At 55.3% G+C, this 15,132-nt stretch carries 14 protein-coding genes; 7 read left to right on the plus strand and 7 right to left on the minus strand.

Going from position 1 to position 15,132, the window contains the following annotated elements; genetic code table 11:
- The first annotated feature begins 368 nt into the window (after positions 1–368).
- Complete coding sequence (locus tag ACKWCC_RS10735; RefSeq protein WP_413995935.1) at positions 369–665, plus strand: hypothetical protein; 297 nt, start codon at positions 369–371, stop codon at positions 663–665.
- 449 nt (positions 666–1,114) lie between these two features.
- On the opposite strand, the gene ACKWCC_RS10740 is transcribed toward ACKWCC_RS10735, so the two are convergent.
- From ACKWCC_RS10740 to ACKWCC_RS10760, 5 genes are all read right to left on the minus strand, one after another.
- On the minus strand, positions 1,115–1,576 hold the full coding sequence (locus ACKWCC_RS10740; RefSeq protein ID WP_413995936.1) for an Hsp20/alpha crystallin family protein: 462 nt from the start codon (positions 1,574–1,576) through the stop codon (positions 1,115–1,117).
- A 159-nt stretch (positions 1,577–1,735) separates the two neighbouring features.
- Positions 1,736–2,425 carry a hypothetical protein gene (locus ACKWCC_RS10745; RefSeq protein WP_413995937.1) on the minus strand — a complete coding sequence of 230 codons (690 nt, stop codon included), beginning with the start codon at positions 2,423–2,425 and terminating at the stop codon, positions 1,736–1,738.
- 75 nt (positions 2,426–2,500) lie between these two features.
- On the minus strand, positions 2,501–3,655 hold the full coding sequence (locus ACKWCC_RS10750; RefSeq protein WP_413995938.1) for a baeRF3 domain-containing protein: 1,155 nt from the start codon (positions 3,653–3,655) through the stop codon (positions 2,501–2,503).
- A 427-nt stretch (positions 3,656–4,082) separates the two neighbouring features.
- Positions 4,083–4,961 carry a DUF808 domain-containing protein gene (locus ACKWCC_RS10755; RefSeq protein ID WP_413995939.1) on the minus strand — a complete coding sequence of 293 codons (879 nt, stop codon included), beginning with the start codon at positions 4,959–4,961 and terminating at the stop codon, positions 4,083–4,085.
- A 357-nt stretch (positions 4,962–5,318) separates the two neighbouring features.
- Positions 5,319–6,122 (minus strand): SDR family oxidoreductase, encoded by an 804-nt coding sequence (locus ACKWCC_RS10760; RefSeq protein WP_413995940.1) that lies wholly within the window; start codon positions 6,120–6,122, stop codon positions 5,319–5,321.
- 171 nt (positions 6,123–6,293) lie between these two features.
- Here ACKWCC_RS10760 and ACKWCC_RS10765 point away from each other — a divergent pair, with 171 nt between their 5' ends.
- The 6 genes from ACKWCC_RS10765 to cls all read left to right on the plus strand — a co-directional run bounded on the left by ACKWCC_RS10765 (position 6,294) and on the right by cls (position 11,879).
- The gene (locus tag ACKWCC_RS10765) at positions 6,294–7,154 is read left to right on the plus strand and encodes a universal stress protein (protein ID WP_413995941.1); all 861 of its coding nucleotides are present in this window, start codon (positions 6,294–6,296) and stop codon (positions 7,152–7,154) included.
- Positions 7,155–7,319: 165 nt separating this feature from the next.
- Entirely contained in the window at positions 7,320–8,198 is an 879-nt protein-coding gene (locus tag ACKWCC_RS10770; RefSeq protein ID WP_413995942.1) for a universal stress protein, read from the plus strand.
- Between the two features lie 144 nt (positions 8,199–8,342).
- Entirely contained in the window at positions 8,343–8,795 is a 453-nt protein-coding gene (locus tag ACKWCC_RS10775) for a hypothetical protein (protein WP_413995943.1), read from the plus strand.
- A gap of 244 nt (positions 8,796–9,039) precedes the next feature.
- Entirely contained in the window at positions 9,040–9,480 is a 441-nt protein-coding gene (locus tag ACKWCC_RS10780) for a PepSY-like domain-containing protein (protein WP_413995944.1), read from the plus strand.
- A gap of 160 nt (positions 9,481–9,640) precedes the next feature.
- Entirely contained in the window at positions 9,641–10,282 is a 642-nt protein-coding gene (locus tag ACKWCC_RS10785; RefSeq protein ID WP_413995945.1) for an HdeD family acid-resistance protein, read from the plus strand.
- A gap of 142 nt (positions 10,283–10,424) precedes the next feature.
- Complete coding sequence (cls, locus tag ACKWCC_RS10790) at positions 10,425–11,879, plus strand: cardiolipin synthase (RefSeq protein ID WP_413995946.1); 1,455 nt, start codon at positions 10,425–10,427, stop codon at positions 11,877–11,879.
- A 102-nt stretch (positions 11,880–11,981) separates the two neighbouring features.
- Here the strand turns inward: cls and ACKWCC_RS10795 are convergent, their stop codons facing one another.
- Together ACKWCC_RS10795 and ACKWCC_RS10800 are read right to left on the minus strand one after the other, a co-directional pair.
- Complete coding sequence (locus tag ACKWCC_RS10795) at positions 11,982–13,601, minus strand: UxaA family hydrolase (RefSeq protein ID WP_413995947.1); 1,620 nt, start codon at positions 13,599–13,601, stop codon at positions 11,982–11,984.
- On the minus strand, positions 13,598–15,046 hold the full coding sequence (locus tag ACKWCC_RS10800; RefSeq protein ID WP_413995948.1) for a tagaturonate reductase: 1,449 nt from the start codon (positions 15,044–15,046) through the stop codon (positions 13,598–13,600). The genes ACKWCC_RS10795 and ACKWCC_RS10800 overlap by 4 nt, the downstream gene beginning before the upstream one ends.
- Positions 15,047–15,132: the final 86 nt, after the last annotated feature.

A 15,132-nucleotide genomic window follows, 5' to 3' on the forward strand; every position in this document is an offset into this window, starting at 1 on the left:
CGCTTCGCATTGAAATATGGATATCTCAAAAAAGAGATACCCACATTTCAACACGACATGAACATCAACAACAATGATTGGAAATCCCTAGTTTTGAATACTACGAAGACAGGGTAGCTTTCATTAAAGCCTAGCCAACCATTCCAAGTGTCTCTGATTTCGACACTGGCTTCTTTCATCAAATCCTCTACAATTCCAAGTAATGCTTTTTTTTCGTTTTCGGATAAAAGCATAGTCTGATTGGATTGTGCATTACTAAGTAGCGCAAAAAAAAAGATTTTTATGGAGAAAACTAATTTCATTCTTGAGCTTGCAGCTAACGGTTTGGGTATGGAGTCGGTTTTTTACGGATTAAATAACGATAAATTATGAGTATAGAAAAACTTACAAAAAGACTACAAGGCAGTATAGATTTTGCCTTAGATAATGAAGAAGATTTAGACGCTGCAAGCTGGAATTATCAAGAAGGTATTTTAATTACGGTAAACGAAGCAAAATTATTACTTGACATAGTAAAAAACTGCTCTATACCTGATGTTAGCCAACAACGTGAACTGTTAATTGGCTTTAAAAAATGGCATTCTGATTGGGGTGGTAAATGGTTTTCAGACGAACACGAAGCCAGTATAGTTGACGAATACTTAAAGACAATTAATTGTAGCTAACGTAGGTATATGATCATTGATCATATACCCATTATACGCACAAGATAACAAAACTTTTGGTGTTCGTGCTGCCGCCGTGGGCCCTTTTGGCATCCCTTCCCATGGTCCCTGTGGCATCTTGGCCCAACCAAGCACTAGGGATGGCCCGCACAGCAACACCGAAAGTGTTCCGTAGGACCCCGGGCACCTGGCAGGCCCCGGGCCCGCGTTAGGGATAGGAGCGAAAAGCCCACAGCGAGGTACGAGCGCGGACTTGCAGCGCATAGCCCGGCCCGCAGGGAACGCCCAAACAGGCGTACCTGCACCCGTTTTTGCCCCTCCCCCGCTCCCAGAGCCTGGGCATTACCGCTTTTTTTCCTTGGGAACGGATACAAGGATGCCCCTAGGCCCAACCTTTTTACATGGACGCATAGGGGTTGGGGCAAAGGGGCATCTGGCTGCTTGTTGGGTTAGGAAATGGCCACTTTTTTGGGCGGGGTTTTCCGGGCGTCTTCCTTCTTGTGCAGCTTAAAGCTGAGGATGCCGTCTTTGTACCGCGCCGCGATGGCGTCTTCCCTTACGTTCTCCGGCAACTGCAACGAGCGCTGAAAGGCGTGGTAGCCAAATTCCCTGCGGGTGTAGTGCTGCTCCTCTCCCGAGGCCAACTCCTCTTTCTTGGCCGTGATGTGGAGGCAACCGTTGTCCAGGGTAACCTCAAAATTGTCCTTGTCAAAACCCGGGGCGGCAAGCTCCACTTCAAAATGGTCTTTGTGCTCCTTGATGTTCAGGGCGGGCATGCGCCCCTTGCTGTTCCAAAAGGGTTCGGGAAACCTGTTCCTTATCCAATCATGGTCCATAAAATGGTCCAACTGATGGAAGTCTTCCTTGAAAAGGTCCCCAAAAGGACTGCGATCGAATGTTACAAGTGACATAATCATAGGATTTTAGGTGAAACAATAGGTGTTACGTTAGGGCCAAGGTAGCCCCGTTCCGGGATCGAACAAATGACCTGGATCAGCCGGGTGCCCCGGGGGCTCCCTCCCACGGAAACGCCCCCTTTTTTCCTTGTGGCGCCAAGGGCCCAAAAATTCTTACAGGTGGGCCGGATCTAGGGGCGCCACACGCTCGTATTGGGTGCAATCTCCGGTGAAGAGCACCCCTTCTTGCAACAGCCGGAAGAACTGTGCCCTGGTGGGCCTGATCAGCACCTGGGTTTCCCGTTGGCCCAGGTGGGAAACGGAATCCAGGGGCACAATGTCCTTTAACCGCTCCAGGTCTTCCGGTAGGGAGGCCCGGGAAAAGCTAAGGCGGCCCCATGTGGTCAGGGAAGCCACGGTTACCGCCCAAGCCCCATGGTCCAGGGGGGCATTGAGCACCAAATGCCCCTGCGCCCCTTTCAGCACCTGGTGCCCGCCCAGGGCAAAGACGGTATCGCGCAGCACCACGGTGGCCACCAGGGTGTCTCCCAGCATCTGCGCGGGAAAATCGGCCTCCCAGTCCAGCACCTGCAAGCGGCCATTGGCATAGGCCAGCCTTTGGTCTTGGGCCACCTCATCCTTGTGCAAACGGATGGGCAGCTCCTTGCGCCGTACCATTGCGCTGCGGTCTATTTTCAGGGACGCAGCCTCCGCGGCACACCAAAAGGTGCCGTGGTAGGCCCTTGGGATCTCCCCCAGGGCGGGTAATTCCGCCGGCTGCGGTTCACCAAAGACAATTCCGGGCCGGCAAGACCAACCGGCCAGCAAGCAACAGATGGTTACAAATAGATACAGGGGTCTCATAGCTTGGGGTTTTACGGGGTTACACAACAATCTAACCCGCTCCCGGGCCGGCCACGGGAGCGGGGGCGCGGCTCCTCAAAAACGGAAGAGGGCATTCATTTTTGTGCGGCCGTGGGGCATCTGGGCCGCTTCCACCAAATACACCTTGCCGCCCTTTAAAAAGGTGCTCATGGCCGCCCGATCCGTGAGCGAAACACTGTTGGGCTGCGGTGCAGGGTGCAATTGCAAGGTCCTTTTATCGGCATCATAAGTGCCCCAGACATGGGCCCCTTTCCTTATAAAGAGGGTGTCTATGAGCCCACTATGGGCCGCTGCGAGCACATCGCCCAGGTCCGTGGCGGTCCTGCCCCTGCCCTGCGCCTCCAGAAATTGGCGGTGCTTGGCGGCGCGTTCCCGCTTAAAAACGGGGGCCAGCCGCTCCCAGGCCATTTGGTGCAGCGCCTGGGGCGAAAGGGAAGCCGGACTTTGATCCAAAAAGGTGTCCAAAAGGTGGGCGTACCCATTTTCCTTTTGGTAAATGGGAAAGAGCATTTCCTGACAGACCAGCAACAATGGGGCCTTTTCTTCCCGTAAGAGGGGCCCGAGCCCCTTGGACACCGCCCGGCAGAATTGGCCCAAGGCTACCTTGTGGTTGCGGTCTGCCTCTGCATGGCCGTGGTACATGGCCCTGCCCTGGCCGTCTGCCCCACTCCTAAACTGCAGGCCTTTGGGCCGGTAGTCCCGTTCCACGGCCTCGTTGAGCCGGCCGGGCACCAGATCCTGCACGGGCACCTCGGCCCAACTGTGGCGGGTCATTTCATACAACCGGACGTAGGCTTTTTCCAGCCCCAGCACAAAAAACTTGCCGTCTCCGTGGAACAACGGCATCAAGGGCTTTAGATGAAACCTGGGGCCCACATGGCAAAAGGCTTCAAAAGACAGGGGCAAGGTGTGCACCCCAAAGACTTTGGCGGTGCGGAAAATGGCCAATCCGTCTGAGCGGTGCCGCCAAAAATCGCCCTTGGTGAGCAGTTCCTGGATCGGTGCCAGCAAGGCGGCCACGGCCCTGGAATCCATCCCTTGGGCATCCAGACCGTGCCGGAGCTTTTTTAGCTGGTTCTTCAGTTCCAGGGCATCCTTTCCCTCCAAAACGGCCGCCCCCGCCCGGTGGGTGGGGATATATATTGATATGCAGGGCGTGCCGCGGGTCTTGCCCAGTTGTTCCAATTCAGGTTTTGTCATCAATGCCATGTCCGCTGTTTTTTAGGTGATGCCCCTAAGGTAAGGGCCGGGGGCCAGGGTGGCAATGATGCAGGTCAGGCCAAAGGGGCCGGCAGCAGGATCATGGATCATAACGCCTTAATGGACGAGGATGTCCCCCTCCTTGCTTTGACCCGGATGATGTTTTGCAGTTTCACCAGCAGGGGGCAAGCCCGAAAAGCCACGCGCCTTTTGCGATGAAAACAGGGGCCGTTCCGGGGGGGGGGTTGGGCCAAGGTGGGCGCAGCCATCGGTTTTGGCGGTATGGGCGGCCATAACACCGGTCCAAGGGCCTGGGCCCTCGGTCATGGCGGGGCATCTTTAATGCATCGTCTGGGCTTTAGGTGTTCCCAAAAAAAGTGGCATTGTGGCCGTGGCGCATCCCTGGCAACGCGCAGCATGCGCGGCCCGCCACGGCTCAGTTGGAGCGCAGTTTTTTTCGGGCAAGCACAGTGCCCTGGACCAAGAGCAGCACCGCCGCCCCGAGGGCCAGCCCCACCAGAAACTCGCCCACCACGGCGGGCAGGGCGTGCACCAGGTCATGGAAGAAGGTAATGTTGTGCACAAAAATGCCCCCGGCCACCAAGAGCAGGGCCAGGGTACCGATCACCCCAAGGCCCCTGACCACCACGGGCAGGGCGCGGATCAGAAAACGGCCAACGGCGTCCGAGAGGCTGTTGGTACGTTCGTTCAGGTTAATGAGGGCCAGGCCAAAATCGTCCATCCGCACTATGAGGGCCACAATGCCATAAACGCCCACGGTGGCAATGAGGGCAATGATGGAGACCACCAGGATTTGGGTGGGCAAGGTCTCATTGACCACGGTGCCAAGGGCAATGATCACGATCTCAATGCTGAGGATAAAATCTGTGCGTATGGCCGATCGTATCTTGTCCTTTTCCAAGGCAAGGATGGCTTCCTTGGACAGTTTCTGGGTGAGCACACTGGGCTTTTTAGGGTGATGGGGGCGCAGGGCCGCATAGACCTTCTCGGCCCCCTCATAGGCCAGGTACAGTGCGCCCAGCACCAAAATGACCTTCACGGCCAAGGGGAGGAAGGCACTGAGCAAAAAAGCGATGGGGAGAATGATCAGCTTGTTCACAAAAGAGCCCTTGGTAATGGCCCAGAGCACCGGAATCTCGCGCGAAGAAACAAAACCGGATGCCTTTTCGGCGTTCACGGCCAGATCGTCTCCCAAGATGCCGGCGGTCTTCTTAGCCGCTACCTTGCTCATGACCACCACATCGTCCATCAGGGCGGCAATATCATCCAACAATGCAAAAAATCCCGACGCCATTTTTTAGGGACAAAGGTAGTGTTTTGGGGAAGTTGTGCACCAGGTGCCTTTTTGCCCAAGTGCTGTTTTCCCGTTTTCTTTTGGAAACGGACCAAAGCGATCTATCCCAGATTATGCACTGGACTTTCGGGATGAGGGTGTAAAGCCCAATAAAATCAAGACTTTTGCGATTGAGGCGCCCGCCTGAATGACTCAGTCGGGCAGGTAGCCATCGCTACAGTGAGTGAGCAAAAGTCAGTGCAACGATTGATTTTGAAGGGATTTGCAGCCGTAATACCTGCCCGTTCCTTTCAGGCGGGGAATTTCTATTGCTTAATCTGGGTTTATTTGCTTTTCTGGCCTTGGGCCCCGCACCGCTCAGGTACCCTGGGTCAGTTGCCCCACCAGGCCACCATCTACCAAAAGATCGCAGCCGGTGATGAAGCTGGCCCCGTGGCCCACCAAAAATTGCACCACTTGGGCAATGTCCCCGGGCGTACCGTTGCGGCCCATGGGCGTCATTTCCCGCATTTGGCGCATGCGCTCAGGATGCTCCTCCGCCGCTTTTTGGGCCATGGGCGTCATGATCACCCCTGGGGACACCGAAAGGATGCGCGCTCCCCGGGCCCCGTAGCTTGGCGCATGCGCACGGCAGAGCAGCTGCACGCCCCGTTTGGCCACATTGTACATCAGATCCGCATCTCCATTCACAAAACGCTGTACCAGGGCAAAGGATCCTTCTTCCCGCGGGTGCACCAGGGCGTGGTCCCTTTTGGCATCGGCCGCCACCGTGTGGCCCATCATCGAGGCCATGAGCACCACGGCCGAGCCCTCGGTGGCCGCCTCCCGAAAAACATGGACAACGATGTCCGTGCCCACCAGGTCTATGTCGTACACCTTTTTTACGTCCTTGGCGCTGCCACTTACACCGGCGGTATGCACCAGCCCCCCAAAAGTGCCCTGTGCCAGGGCAAAATCCCTCAGGGCCCGTACCTGGTCTGCCTTGGTAATATCGCAAGCCTGCCCCACGGCGGTGTACCCCTCTTCACGGAATGTCGCCACGGTCTTTTCCACCAGGGCCCCTGAATAATCGGTGAGCACCAAGGTATGCTCCTTGAACATTTTGGCGCAGGCGGTGCCAATGCCCCCCGCAGCTCCCGTAACAACCATTGTCTTCTTCATTTTTAGGCTGATTTTTAAGATTGATGGACGAAGGTAGGGCACCCACACCCAGGGTGCCATGACCGAGATCAGTAGGGCGGTCTGAAACCTGGACCCACAGGAACTGATGTATGTCATTTTACTTCTTTGATGCGTGTACTATCTTCCCTGTGAACAATAAAGTCCATTGACATGACACGAGTCCTTTTGCCCACCGATTTCTCCGAGAACGCCTACCATGCCATCCAGTACGCGATACAACTCTTCCGTGGCAAACCGGCACACTTTTATCTTTTGCACACCTATACCCCACCGGTGTTCCACGCGGCCTACATCATGGGCAGCCCGGGGCACATTGGCCTGGGCGATGACCAAAAGGTGAGGGCCACCGAGCGACTCAAAGAGCTCAAGGAGCGGGTGGTAAGGGAGCTGGCCGATCCCCAGCACCAGTTTAGCCTTCGCGCCGCCTTCAATGGCCTGGCCGAGGAAATTGCCGCCATGGCCAAACGGGAAAAGGTTCATTTGGTGGTCATGGGCACCCAGGGCGCCACCGGGGCCACGGAAATCCTCTTTGGCTCCCATACGGTGCAGGCCATCCAAAAAAGCGGTTGCCCGGTCATTGCCGTGCCCTCCAAATATGAAATGGCACCGCTGGAGCACATCCTCTTCCCCACGGATTTTGAGATAGACTACGCATCCACACCGCTGGACCTCTTGCTGGACATCTGCCAAACGCAGGGTGCAAGGCTTACCGTGATGCACGTGTCCTCGGGACACCCAAAAACGGAGGCACAAAAAGAACACCGGGCCGCCTTGGCTGCAAGGCTCTCCCAGACCGACCATGCCATGGAAGAACTGCCGGACCAGGACCTCATTACCGCCATAAACGGCTTTCAGGAAAAGTACCCCATACAGCTCCTGGCCATGGTGCGCAACAAACACACCTTCTTTGAGCGGCTGTTCATAGAACCGGTGATAAAAAAACTGGGGCTGCACATCTCCATTCCCTTTATGGTGCTGCCCTATCAAGTGGCCCCAAAAAGCGAGCCATAGTGGCCAAGGGCAACGCTGCGCGGCCCACCCCGGTGCCCCGGGCACATCCGGACCGCGAACTGACCCACGTCATTGTGCCCGGCAACCCCCCGCGCTACCTTTGTCCTGTCTCCCAGGACCTGTTCGCAAGGTGGCGCACACCTGCACCGGGAGGGGCCAAAAAAAATGTGGAACCAAATCATAAAGAACATGGACAAACGGATTCTATTGCCCACCGACTTTTCCAAAAATTCGCTGAACGCCATCCATTACGCCATGGAGCTCTATGCCACGAGAAAGTGCACCTTTTATCTGCTGCACGTGTACCAGGTGAGCGGTTTTAGCATAGACGGGGCCGCCTACAGGCCGCAACCGGGGGAACGGGCCTATGAACTGGAGCAACAGAAAACGGATGAGGCCTTCGCCAAATTGCTGGCCATGATCAAATTGAGGCCGGAAAACCCCAACCACACCTTCGAGACCCTGGGGAGCAACCTACCGCTCTACGAGGCCGCCCAGGAGGCCATTGCCAAGGAGGACATGGACATGGTGATCATGGGCACCAAGGGGATGACCGGCGCCCGAACCGTGATCTTTGGCACCAATACCATGAATATGATGGAAGATCTGGATTGCTGTCCCGTTCTGGCCATTCCGGAGAACCTGGGGTTTGGGCCCCTGGAGGAAGTGGTGTTCCCCACCGATTTCAAGACCCCCTTCAAGCGCCGGAAACTAAAGTACATGCTGCACATTGCCGAGATGCACGGGCTCACCATCCGGGTGCTGCACGTGGGGAAACTGGACCGGCTCAACGCCGCCCAACAAACCAACAAAGCCCTCCTGGGCCGGATCTTGCAGAATTATGCCCATGACTATTGCGAAGTGCAGCACAAAGTTGCCCAAAAGGGCATACAGGAGTTCATGAAAGGAAGAAAAAAGGCGATCATCGCCTTTATGCACCAAAAACCCAGCTTTTTTAAACGCCTGTTCTCCAAACCCTTGGTACAGGAGCTGGGCTACCATAGCGAGGTGCCCGTGCTGGTGTTGCGGGACACCGCATCTTGATCGGCGCCGGGTTGGGCGCAAACACGCCCACAAAAGTGTTGCGAAAGACACAGCCATCACTCAAGAACGGATGCATTTTACAGGGATTTACCATCGTAATGGAATTTCCATTGCTTCATCTGGGTTTAACCTAAACACAAGGTCATGAAAAACGGGACAAAACACATCGGGACAACATCTTTTGAAATGCAAAAGGAAGGGACGCCTGCAGCCCGTGCAAAAACCATGGAGACCATGCACTACCAATTGCAGGGCATGAAGGCCATGCTGCCGCACTTAAAGAGCGAAAGTCAATTTTACGTTCAAGTGCTAAAGGCGCCCATTTTTGATAAGAACGTTCCCAACACCTTTGAGAGGATACAGGGATATCTGGCCCAACTCACCCAGTGGCAGGAAGAACTGAACACGCTGTCCCACCATATCGTGGTACAGGAACAGGAGCTGGGCGCCGTATGCCCCAAGGCCGATGAAAGCCTATGGACCGTACGGAAAAGGGAGCACCTGGCCCTGGTGCGGTCCTATGAAATCCTTCAGAAAAAACTGAACGGCTTAAAATCCGAGCTGTTCCAATTCATTGAGGGCCGGTTAAGGGTCTGAGGCCGGCGAACATGCTTGAAAAAAATCACCGCCGTATGCCAACACCATGCCCCTGGGATCCGGACACAGTTGCCGGTGGAACCGGGGTCCTTTGAAACCCGGTTGCGGCGAAACCAAAAGTGGAGGTTTAACGAGGTATTTTTTTGTTCGAAAAGAAACGCCCACGGACTGGAAATAGGCCATCTTGTGGTATCGGGTTTGAATTTTGAAGCAGACCCAAATGAACTAAAAAACAATAATGATGATGAAAACACTGAAAACAACGGTCATGGCCCTTTTGGCCGCGGCCACAATGAATGCGCAAGACCTGGGCCCCAATGAAGTGCCCCAAAGCTTTACGGACGGATTGAAAAAAATGTACCCCGAGGCCCGGGACATAGAATGGGAACGAAACGGGACGGACTACAAGGTGGAGTTTCATGTGGGCCGAATGGAGCATGAAATCTGGTTCAACAAGGACGGAAAACACGTGAGGGTGGAAAAGGAAATTACCACGGCCCGAATGCCCGCTGGCCTGTTGGACATCATTGAACGGGATTATCCGGACCATAAAATAGACAGTGTGGAATCCATTGAAAAGGACGGCCAGACCACCTATGAGGTGGAACTGGAAAAAAGCTGGAACGAAGAGATCAAGATCGTGTACACCACCACCGGCAAGGTGCTTAGCGTGGTGCGCGACTAGGAACAGCCTGTTCCCCAAAAGTGGCCGCAACCTTGCCCGGTGGCCCTTTTTCCGTACATTGGCCACCGCCCTGGGGCGTGGGAACCGTCCCATGGCCAAGTGCAGCCGCGGCGTTTGCAACCGCTGGGCAAACAGAACCTTTAACCTAAACATTACCGTTATGAGCACCTTTTACCTGAAATCCCTTAAAAACGTGGTAAAGTATTGGTACCTTCCCTTGTTGGTGGGGCTGTTCTTCATCATCGTGGGCCTGGTGGCCTTTACGGCGCCCGAGGAGTCCTTTCTGGCCCTGGGCCTGCTCTTTAGCCTGGGCTTTGTCTTTGGCGGCATTTCAGAGATCCTTTTTTCCCTGGGCAATAGGCAGGTGATGGAAAATTGGGGCTGGTCCCTGGCCTTTGGCATTTTTACCTTTGTGGTGGGGGTGCTGCTCTTCCTGAACCCAACGCTCTCCATGACCACCCTGGCCTTTTACATTGGTTTTGTGGTCCTGTTCCGCTCCGTGGCGGCCATTAGCTTTTCGTTGGACATAAAACGCTATGGCGGCCGGGCCTGGGGCAGCCTTTTGGCCCTTGGCATCTTGGGGGTGCTGTTCTCCTTCATTCTGTTGTGGAATCCCATCTTTGCCGGGATGGGCGTGGTGTTCCTCGTGGGGCTAAGTTTTTTGTTCACAGGGGGTTTCAGCATCCTCTTTGCCCTGCAGCTCCGAAAGGTGCACAAGAACCGAAAAAAGATATCTGCCCAGCTGCACGAGCGGTACGAGGCCTTGATGGAGGAGATGGAACGGGAAATGACATCGCACTGAACCGCGCTCCGTTGGGCCAGGGAAAATTGGCCCGGGATTGCTGCGTTTTCCCTTGGGCAAGGGCAGGCACTTCCCCGGCTTTTTGGTAAATTCCCCCAATGGAACACGGCACAAAAGAAAATCGACCTAAAAACAGACCATTATGAGCGGGCTGGTGATCGCACAGATCATGTACGTGATCGTCCTGTTTTTGGTGATCCTAAGGGTGCTGTACGATACCCGGAGCGAGACCAAGGCCCTGGCCTACATCCTCTTCATTGTGTTTGTGCCCCTTATTGGCATGGGCTTCTATTTTGCCTTTGGCACCAACTACAGAAAACGAAAGCTGTACAGCAAAAAACTGATACAGGACGATGATCTTAGGCAAGTGCTCCGGCAAGGGGTACGTTCCTATTCCCGGAAGGTACTGGAGAAAACGGGCCTGGAAGACCGCCACGGCAACCTGATCCGTTTTATACACCATGCGGCCAAAAGTCCGCTCACCGCCAACAACGGGGTGCGCTTGCTGATCAATGGGGAGGAAAAGTTTCCGGAGGTGCTGCGGGCCCTCAGGGCGGCCAAGCACCACATCCACATGGAGTATTACATTTATGAGGACGATGCCACGGGCGAAGAAATTGCCGGTGTCTTAATGGAAAAGGCCCGGCAGGGCGTGGCCGTGCGCTTTCTGTACGATGACTTTGGCAGCAATGCCCTGGGCAAACGCTTTCTGCAACGCCTGGAGGAGGCCGGGGTACAAACGGCACCCTTTTACAAAATAAACATCTTGGCCCTGGCCAATAGGATCAATTACCGAAACCACAGAAAGATCATTGTGATCGATGGCCGTACCAGCTTTGTGGGCGGGATCAATATGAGCGACCGCTACCGAAATGACGCCCTGGCCAAGGACAGCCTCTTTTGGCGGGACACCCACCTCAGATTGGATGGGGTGGCCAGTTACTACCTGCAATATGTGTTTCTGTGCGATTGGAATTTCTGTAGCCAGCACAAGGCGGGCTACAGCACCCATCTGTTTCCGCCAAGGGACAAGACCCTGCCCATTGCCGGTGAGGTGGTGCAGATGGTGGCCTCCGGCCCCGACTCCGAACTGCCCACCATTTTGTATTCCCTGCTGGAGGCCGTGGGCAATGCCAAAAAAAGCATCCTCATTACCAGTCCCTATTTCATTCCGGGGGAAAGCCTTATGGACGCCCTGATCATTGCGGCCGAAGCCGGCGTGCACATACAGATCTTGGTGCCCGGCACCTCCGATTCCCGGTTGGTAAACGCCGCCGCCCAAGCCTACTATACGGAACTCTTGCGGCACGGGGTGGCCATCTACCGGTACAACAAGGGGTTTGTGCACGCCAAGACGATGGTGGTGGATGATGACCTGGCCATTGTGGGCACGGCCAATATGGATTATCGCAGTTTTGACCTTAATTTTGAGGTGAACGCCATCATCTACGGGAAACGGCTGGCAGCGGAGCTTGGACAGGCCTTCTCCAATGATCTGGAAAACGCGACAAAAATGGATGCGGAGGCCTGGCTGGCCCGCCCCAAGTATTTGCACATTTGGGAACGGCTGGTACGGCTTACCTCCCCATTTCTGTAGGGGTCGCACAAAACATCGAAGGGTTTGTTCCCAGGCCACGCGCCCACACTGCCTTCTGCGAAAACCCTTTTTCCCGAGCTCGGGGACCCGTTTGGGGATGCCCTAGAGCGATACCCCGCGTTTCCAAGGGATAAAATCGTCCTGTCCCAACCGATCGGCCTTGGTGGTTATGGTGCCACTGGCCACCTGCACTATGAACTCCAGCAGTTCCTGGCCCATCTCGGGAATGCCCTTCTCACCGCGGATCACGGCCCCCGTGTCCACATCAATGATATCGGGCATGCGTTCTGCCATCACGGTATTGGTGGCCACTTTTATGACCGGGGCAATGGGGTTTCCGGTGGGCGTGCCCAAGCCGGTGGTGAAGACCACCACATTGGCGCCGGAGCCCACCATCCCAGTGGTGCTTTCCACATCATTGCCCGGGGTGCAGAGCAGGTTAAGCCCCGGTTGGGTCACATAGTCCCCATAGTCCAACACCGCCGTAATGGGCGAGGTCCCGCCCTTTTTGGCCGCCCCGGCCGATTTCATCGCGTCCGTGATCAGGCCGTCCTTGATGTTCCCCGGGGATGGGTTCATATCAAATCCGGAACCCACGGCCAGGGCCCGTTTCTCATAGGCCTGCATCAATGCCATGAACCGGGTGGCCGTTTCATCGTCCACACAACGGTTCACCAGCTCCTGCTCCACCCCACAGAGCTCCGGAAATTCGGACAGTATGGGAGAACCGCCCAGGGCTGCCAACACATCGGAAACATAGCCAAGGGCAGGATTGGCAGAAATGCCCGAAAACCCATCCGAACCCCCACACTCCAGACCCAGTTTCAGTTTGGAAAGCGGGGCGGGCTTCCGGGGAATGGCATTGGCCTTTGCAATGCCCTCAAAACTCTCCTTTACAATGGTGTTGAGCATCTGTTCCACGGTGCCCATCTGCTGTTGTTCGTAGATCAAGACCGGTTTTTTTAAATCAGGGTCCAAACGGTCCAAAGCGGCTTTAAAAAGATGTACCTGTAAATGTTGGCACCCTAGACTGAGCACCGTTGCCCCGGCCACATTGGGATTTTTGACATACCCGGCCAAGAGCCTGGCCAAGCTCTCCGAATCTTCGGGCACCCCACCACAGCCGCCCTGGTGCGACAGGAACTTTACCTGTACGTTGTGGTAGGGGTGGGTTTTGGAAACAACATCGGCCTTGGCCTGCCCACCACCATTACCGTACATGAGACTGCGCAGCAACCGTTGCTGCGGGTTGATCTGGGATACCGCGAATTCCTGTTCAAACACCTCTTTTAACACGGCAATGTTCCGGTTCTCGCAAAACACCAACGGAAAGAACAACCAGATGTTCTGGGTGCCCACCTGCCCATCGGGCCGGTGATAGCCCATAAAGGTCCGGTCTTTCCAGGCTTCCACATTGGGCGGTTGCCAGGCCGGAGATCCAGTCCGTGCGCTCACGGGGGCACTCTGGTGCCTTACGTTTACGGTGCTCAGCAGGGTGCCCTTTGGCAGGGGCAAAATGGCGGTGCCCACCAAAACCCCGTACATGGTAATGGGATCTCCCACGGCAAGATCGGTCAAGGTCACCTTGTGTTTGGCCTTGGTGGCCTGTTTTAATTCCAATTCCCCTCCCTCGATCACTTGCCTTCCCTGGGGCAGATCCGTTAAGGCAATGGCCACATTGTCTTGGGGATGTACCTTGATTAGCGTCTTCTGTTGTATCATTGCTGTCTTGTTTTAAATTGATGAAAGCCCTTGGCGATGCCGTACTGCTCCATATCCCCAAGCGCCAAGACCAAGGTTTGGCCAAGTTGTGGCACCAAGCTCAGGTCTTGCCCCCAAAAATGAACTTTTTCCAGGATGTGGGCAACCGTCTGGGGCAGGCTGGCCAACCGCCAAGCCTGCTTCATTTCGTCCATGACCGAAGCGCCGTCCTGTACGGGGAGCCCGCGCTCTTTCCAGTGGCCCTGGTAAAAACGCAGCAGGGCGGCAAAGGCATACAGGAGATGAACCGGAAGCTGCCCGTTCATTTTCTGATGGGCCAAAAGACTGGGCAACACCCTAACCTTGAACTTACTGACAGAATTTAGGGCTATACTGCCCAATTGATGCTCAAGATAGGGATTCCCAAAGCGCTCCAGAACGGCATCCGCATAGCGCATGAGCTGCTCCTTGGGCATGGGCAGGGTGGGCAGTACCTCTTTAAAAAGGAGGGAGCGAACAAAATCACCCATAAAATCATCTTCAAGGGTTTGCCGTACCGTGGTGTTTCCGTGCATCAGGGCCACAGGCACCATGGCAGTATGGGCCCCGTTCAAGATCCGTACCTTTTGGGTCCGGTAGGGCTGCAGATCCTGAACTAGGCGTACATCCATCTCCGTTTTCGCGAAGGGCAGTTTTTGGCCCAGGGTTTCATCGCCCTCAATCACCCACAGAAAAAATGGCTCCGCGGTCACCATTAACGCATCAGCATAGGGCAACTGTGCGGCATAGTGCTGCACGTTATCCCTGGGATATCCAGGCACTATGCGATCTACCAGGGTATTGTGAAAGGTACAGGACCCTTCCAGCCAGGTCACAAATGCCTTGGGCAGTTCCCAAAGGGCCACATAGTCCAACACGAACTGCCTTAACCGGTCCGCATTGCGATCAATGAGCTCACAGGGCAGCACGGCCACCCCCATGCTCGGCGCCCCATTGCAGTGCACAAACCGCTCCCATAGAAAACGGGTCAATTTTGCCGGAAAGGAAGTAGGCGGTTCCATTTGCAATCCATCGGTATCCACGAACGCGATGCCGGACTCTGTGGTGTTACTGATGATGAACTGCAGCTCCCGCTCCCGGGCCAGCCCCAAAAAATCATTGAAATGGGTATGGGGATTTACGGCCGAAGCCATATTGGTGATGAGTTCCCAACGGTTCACGCGCTCGCCTTGCCCAATGCCCTGCGTAAAGAGCGTGTACAGCCCTTCTTGCGCCTTGAGTTGGGCCACCTTACCCTGAGGAATGGGCTGTACCACCGCGATGCCACCGTGGAAACCGGCGTGCGAATTCAATCGCTGAAAGGCCTGCCCCACAAAGGCGCGCAAAAAATTGCCCTCCCCAAATTGAAGCACTTTTATGGGAGGAGCCTTGGAAATACCCCGCTGTTTTCGGTTCAAGGGCTGCATGCGGCCAAGATACTAAACTTGTTGCACCCCACGCAGCATTGGCCACGGATACCCCGTGTAAAACCCCAGCGGTCCCGACCACAACG

This window comes from Maribacter aquimarinus (assembly GCF_047345505.1).
In the GTDB taxonomy this organism is placed as follows: domain Bacteria; phylum Bacteroidota; class Bacteroidia; order Flavobacteriales; family Flavobacteriaceae; genus Maribacter.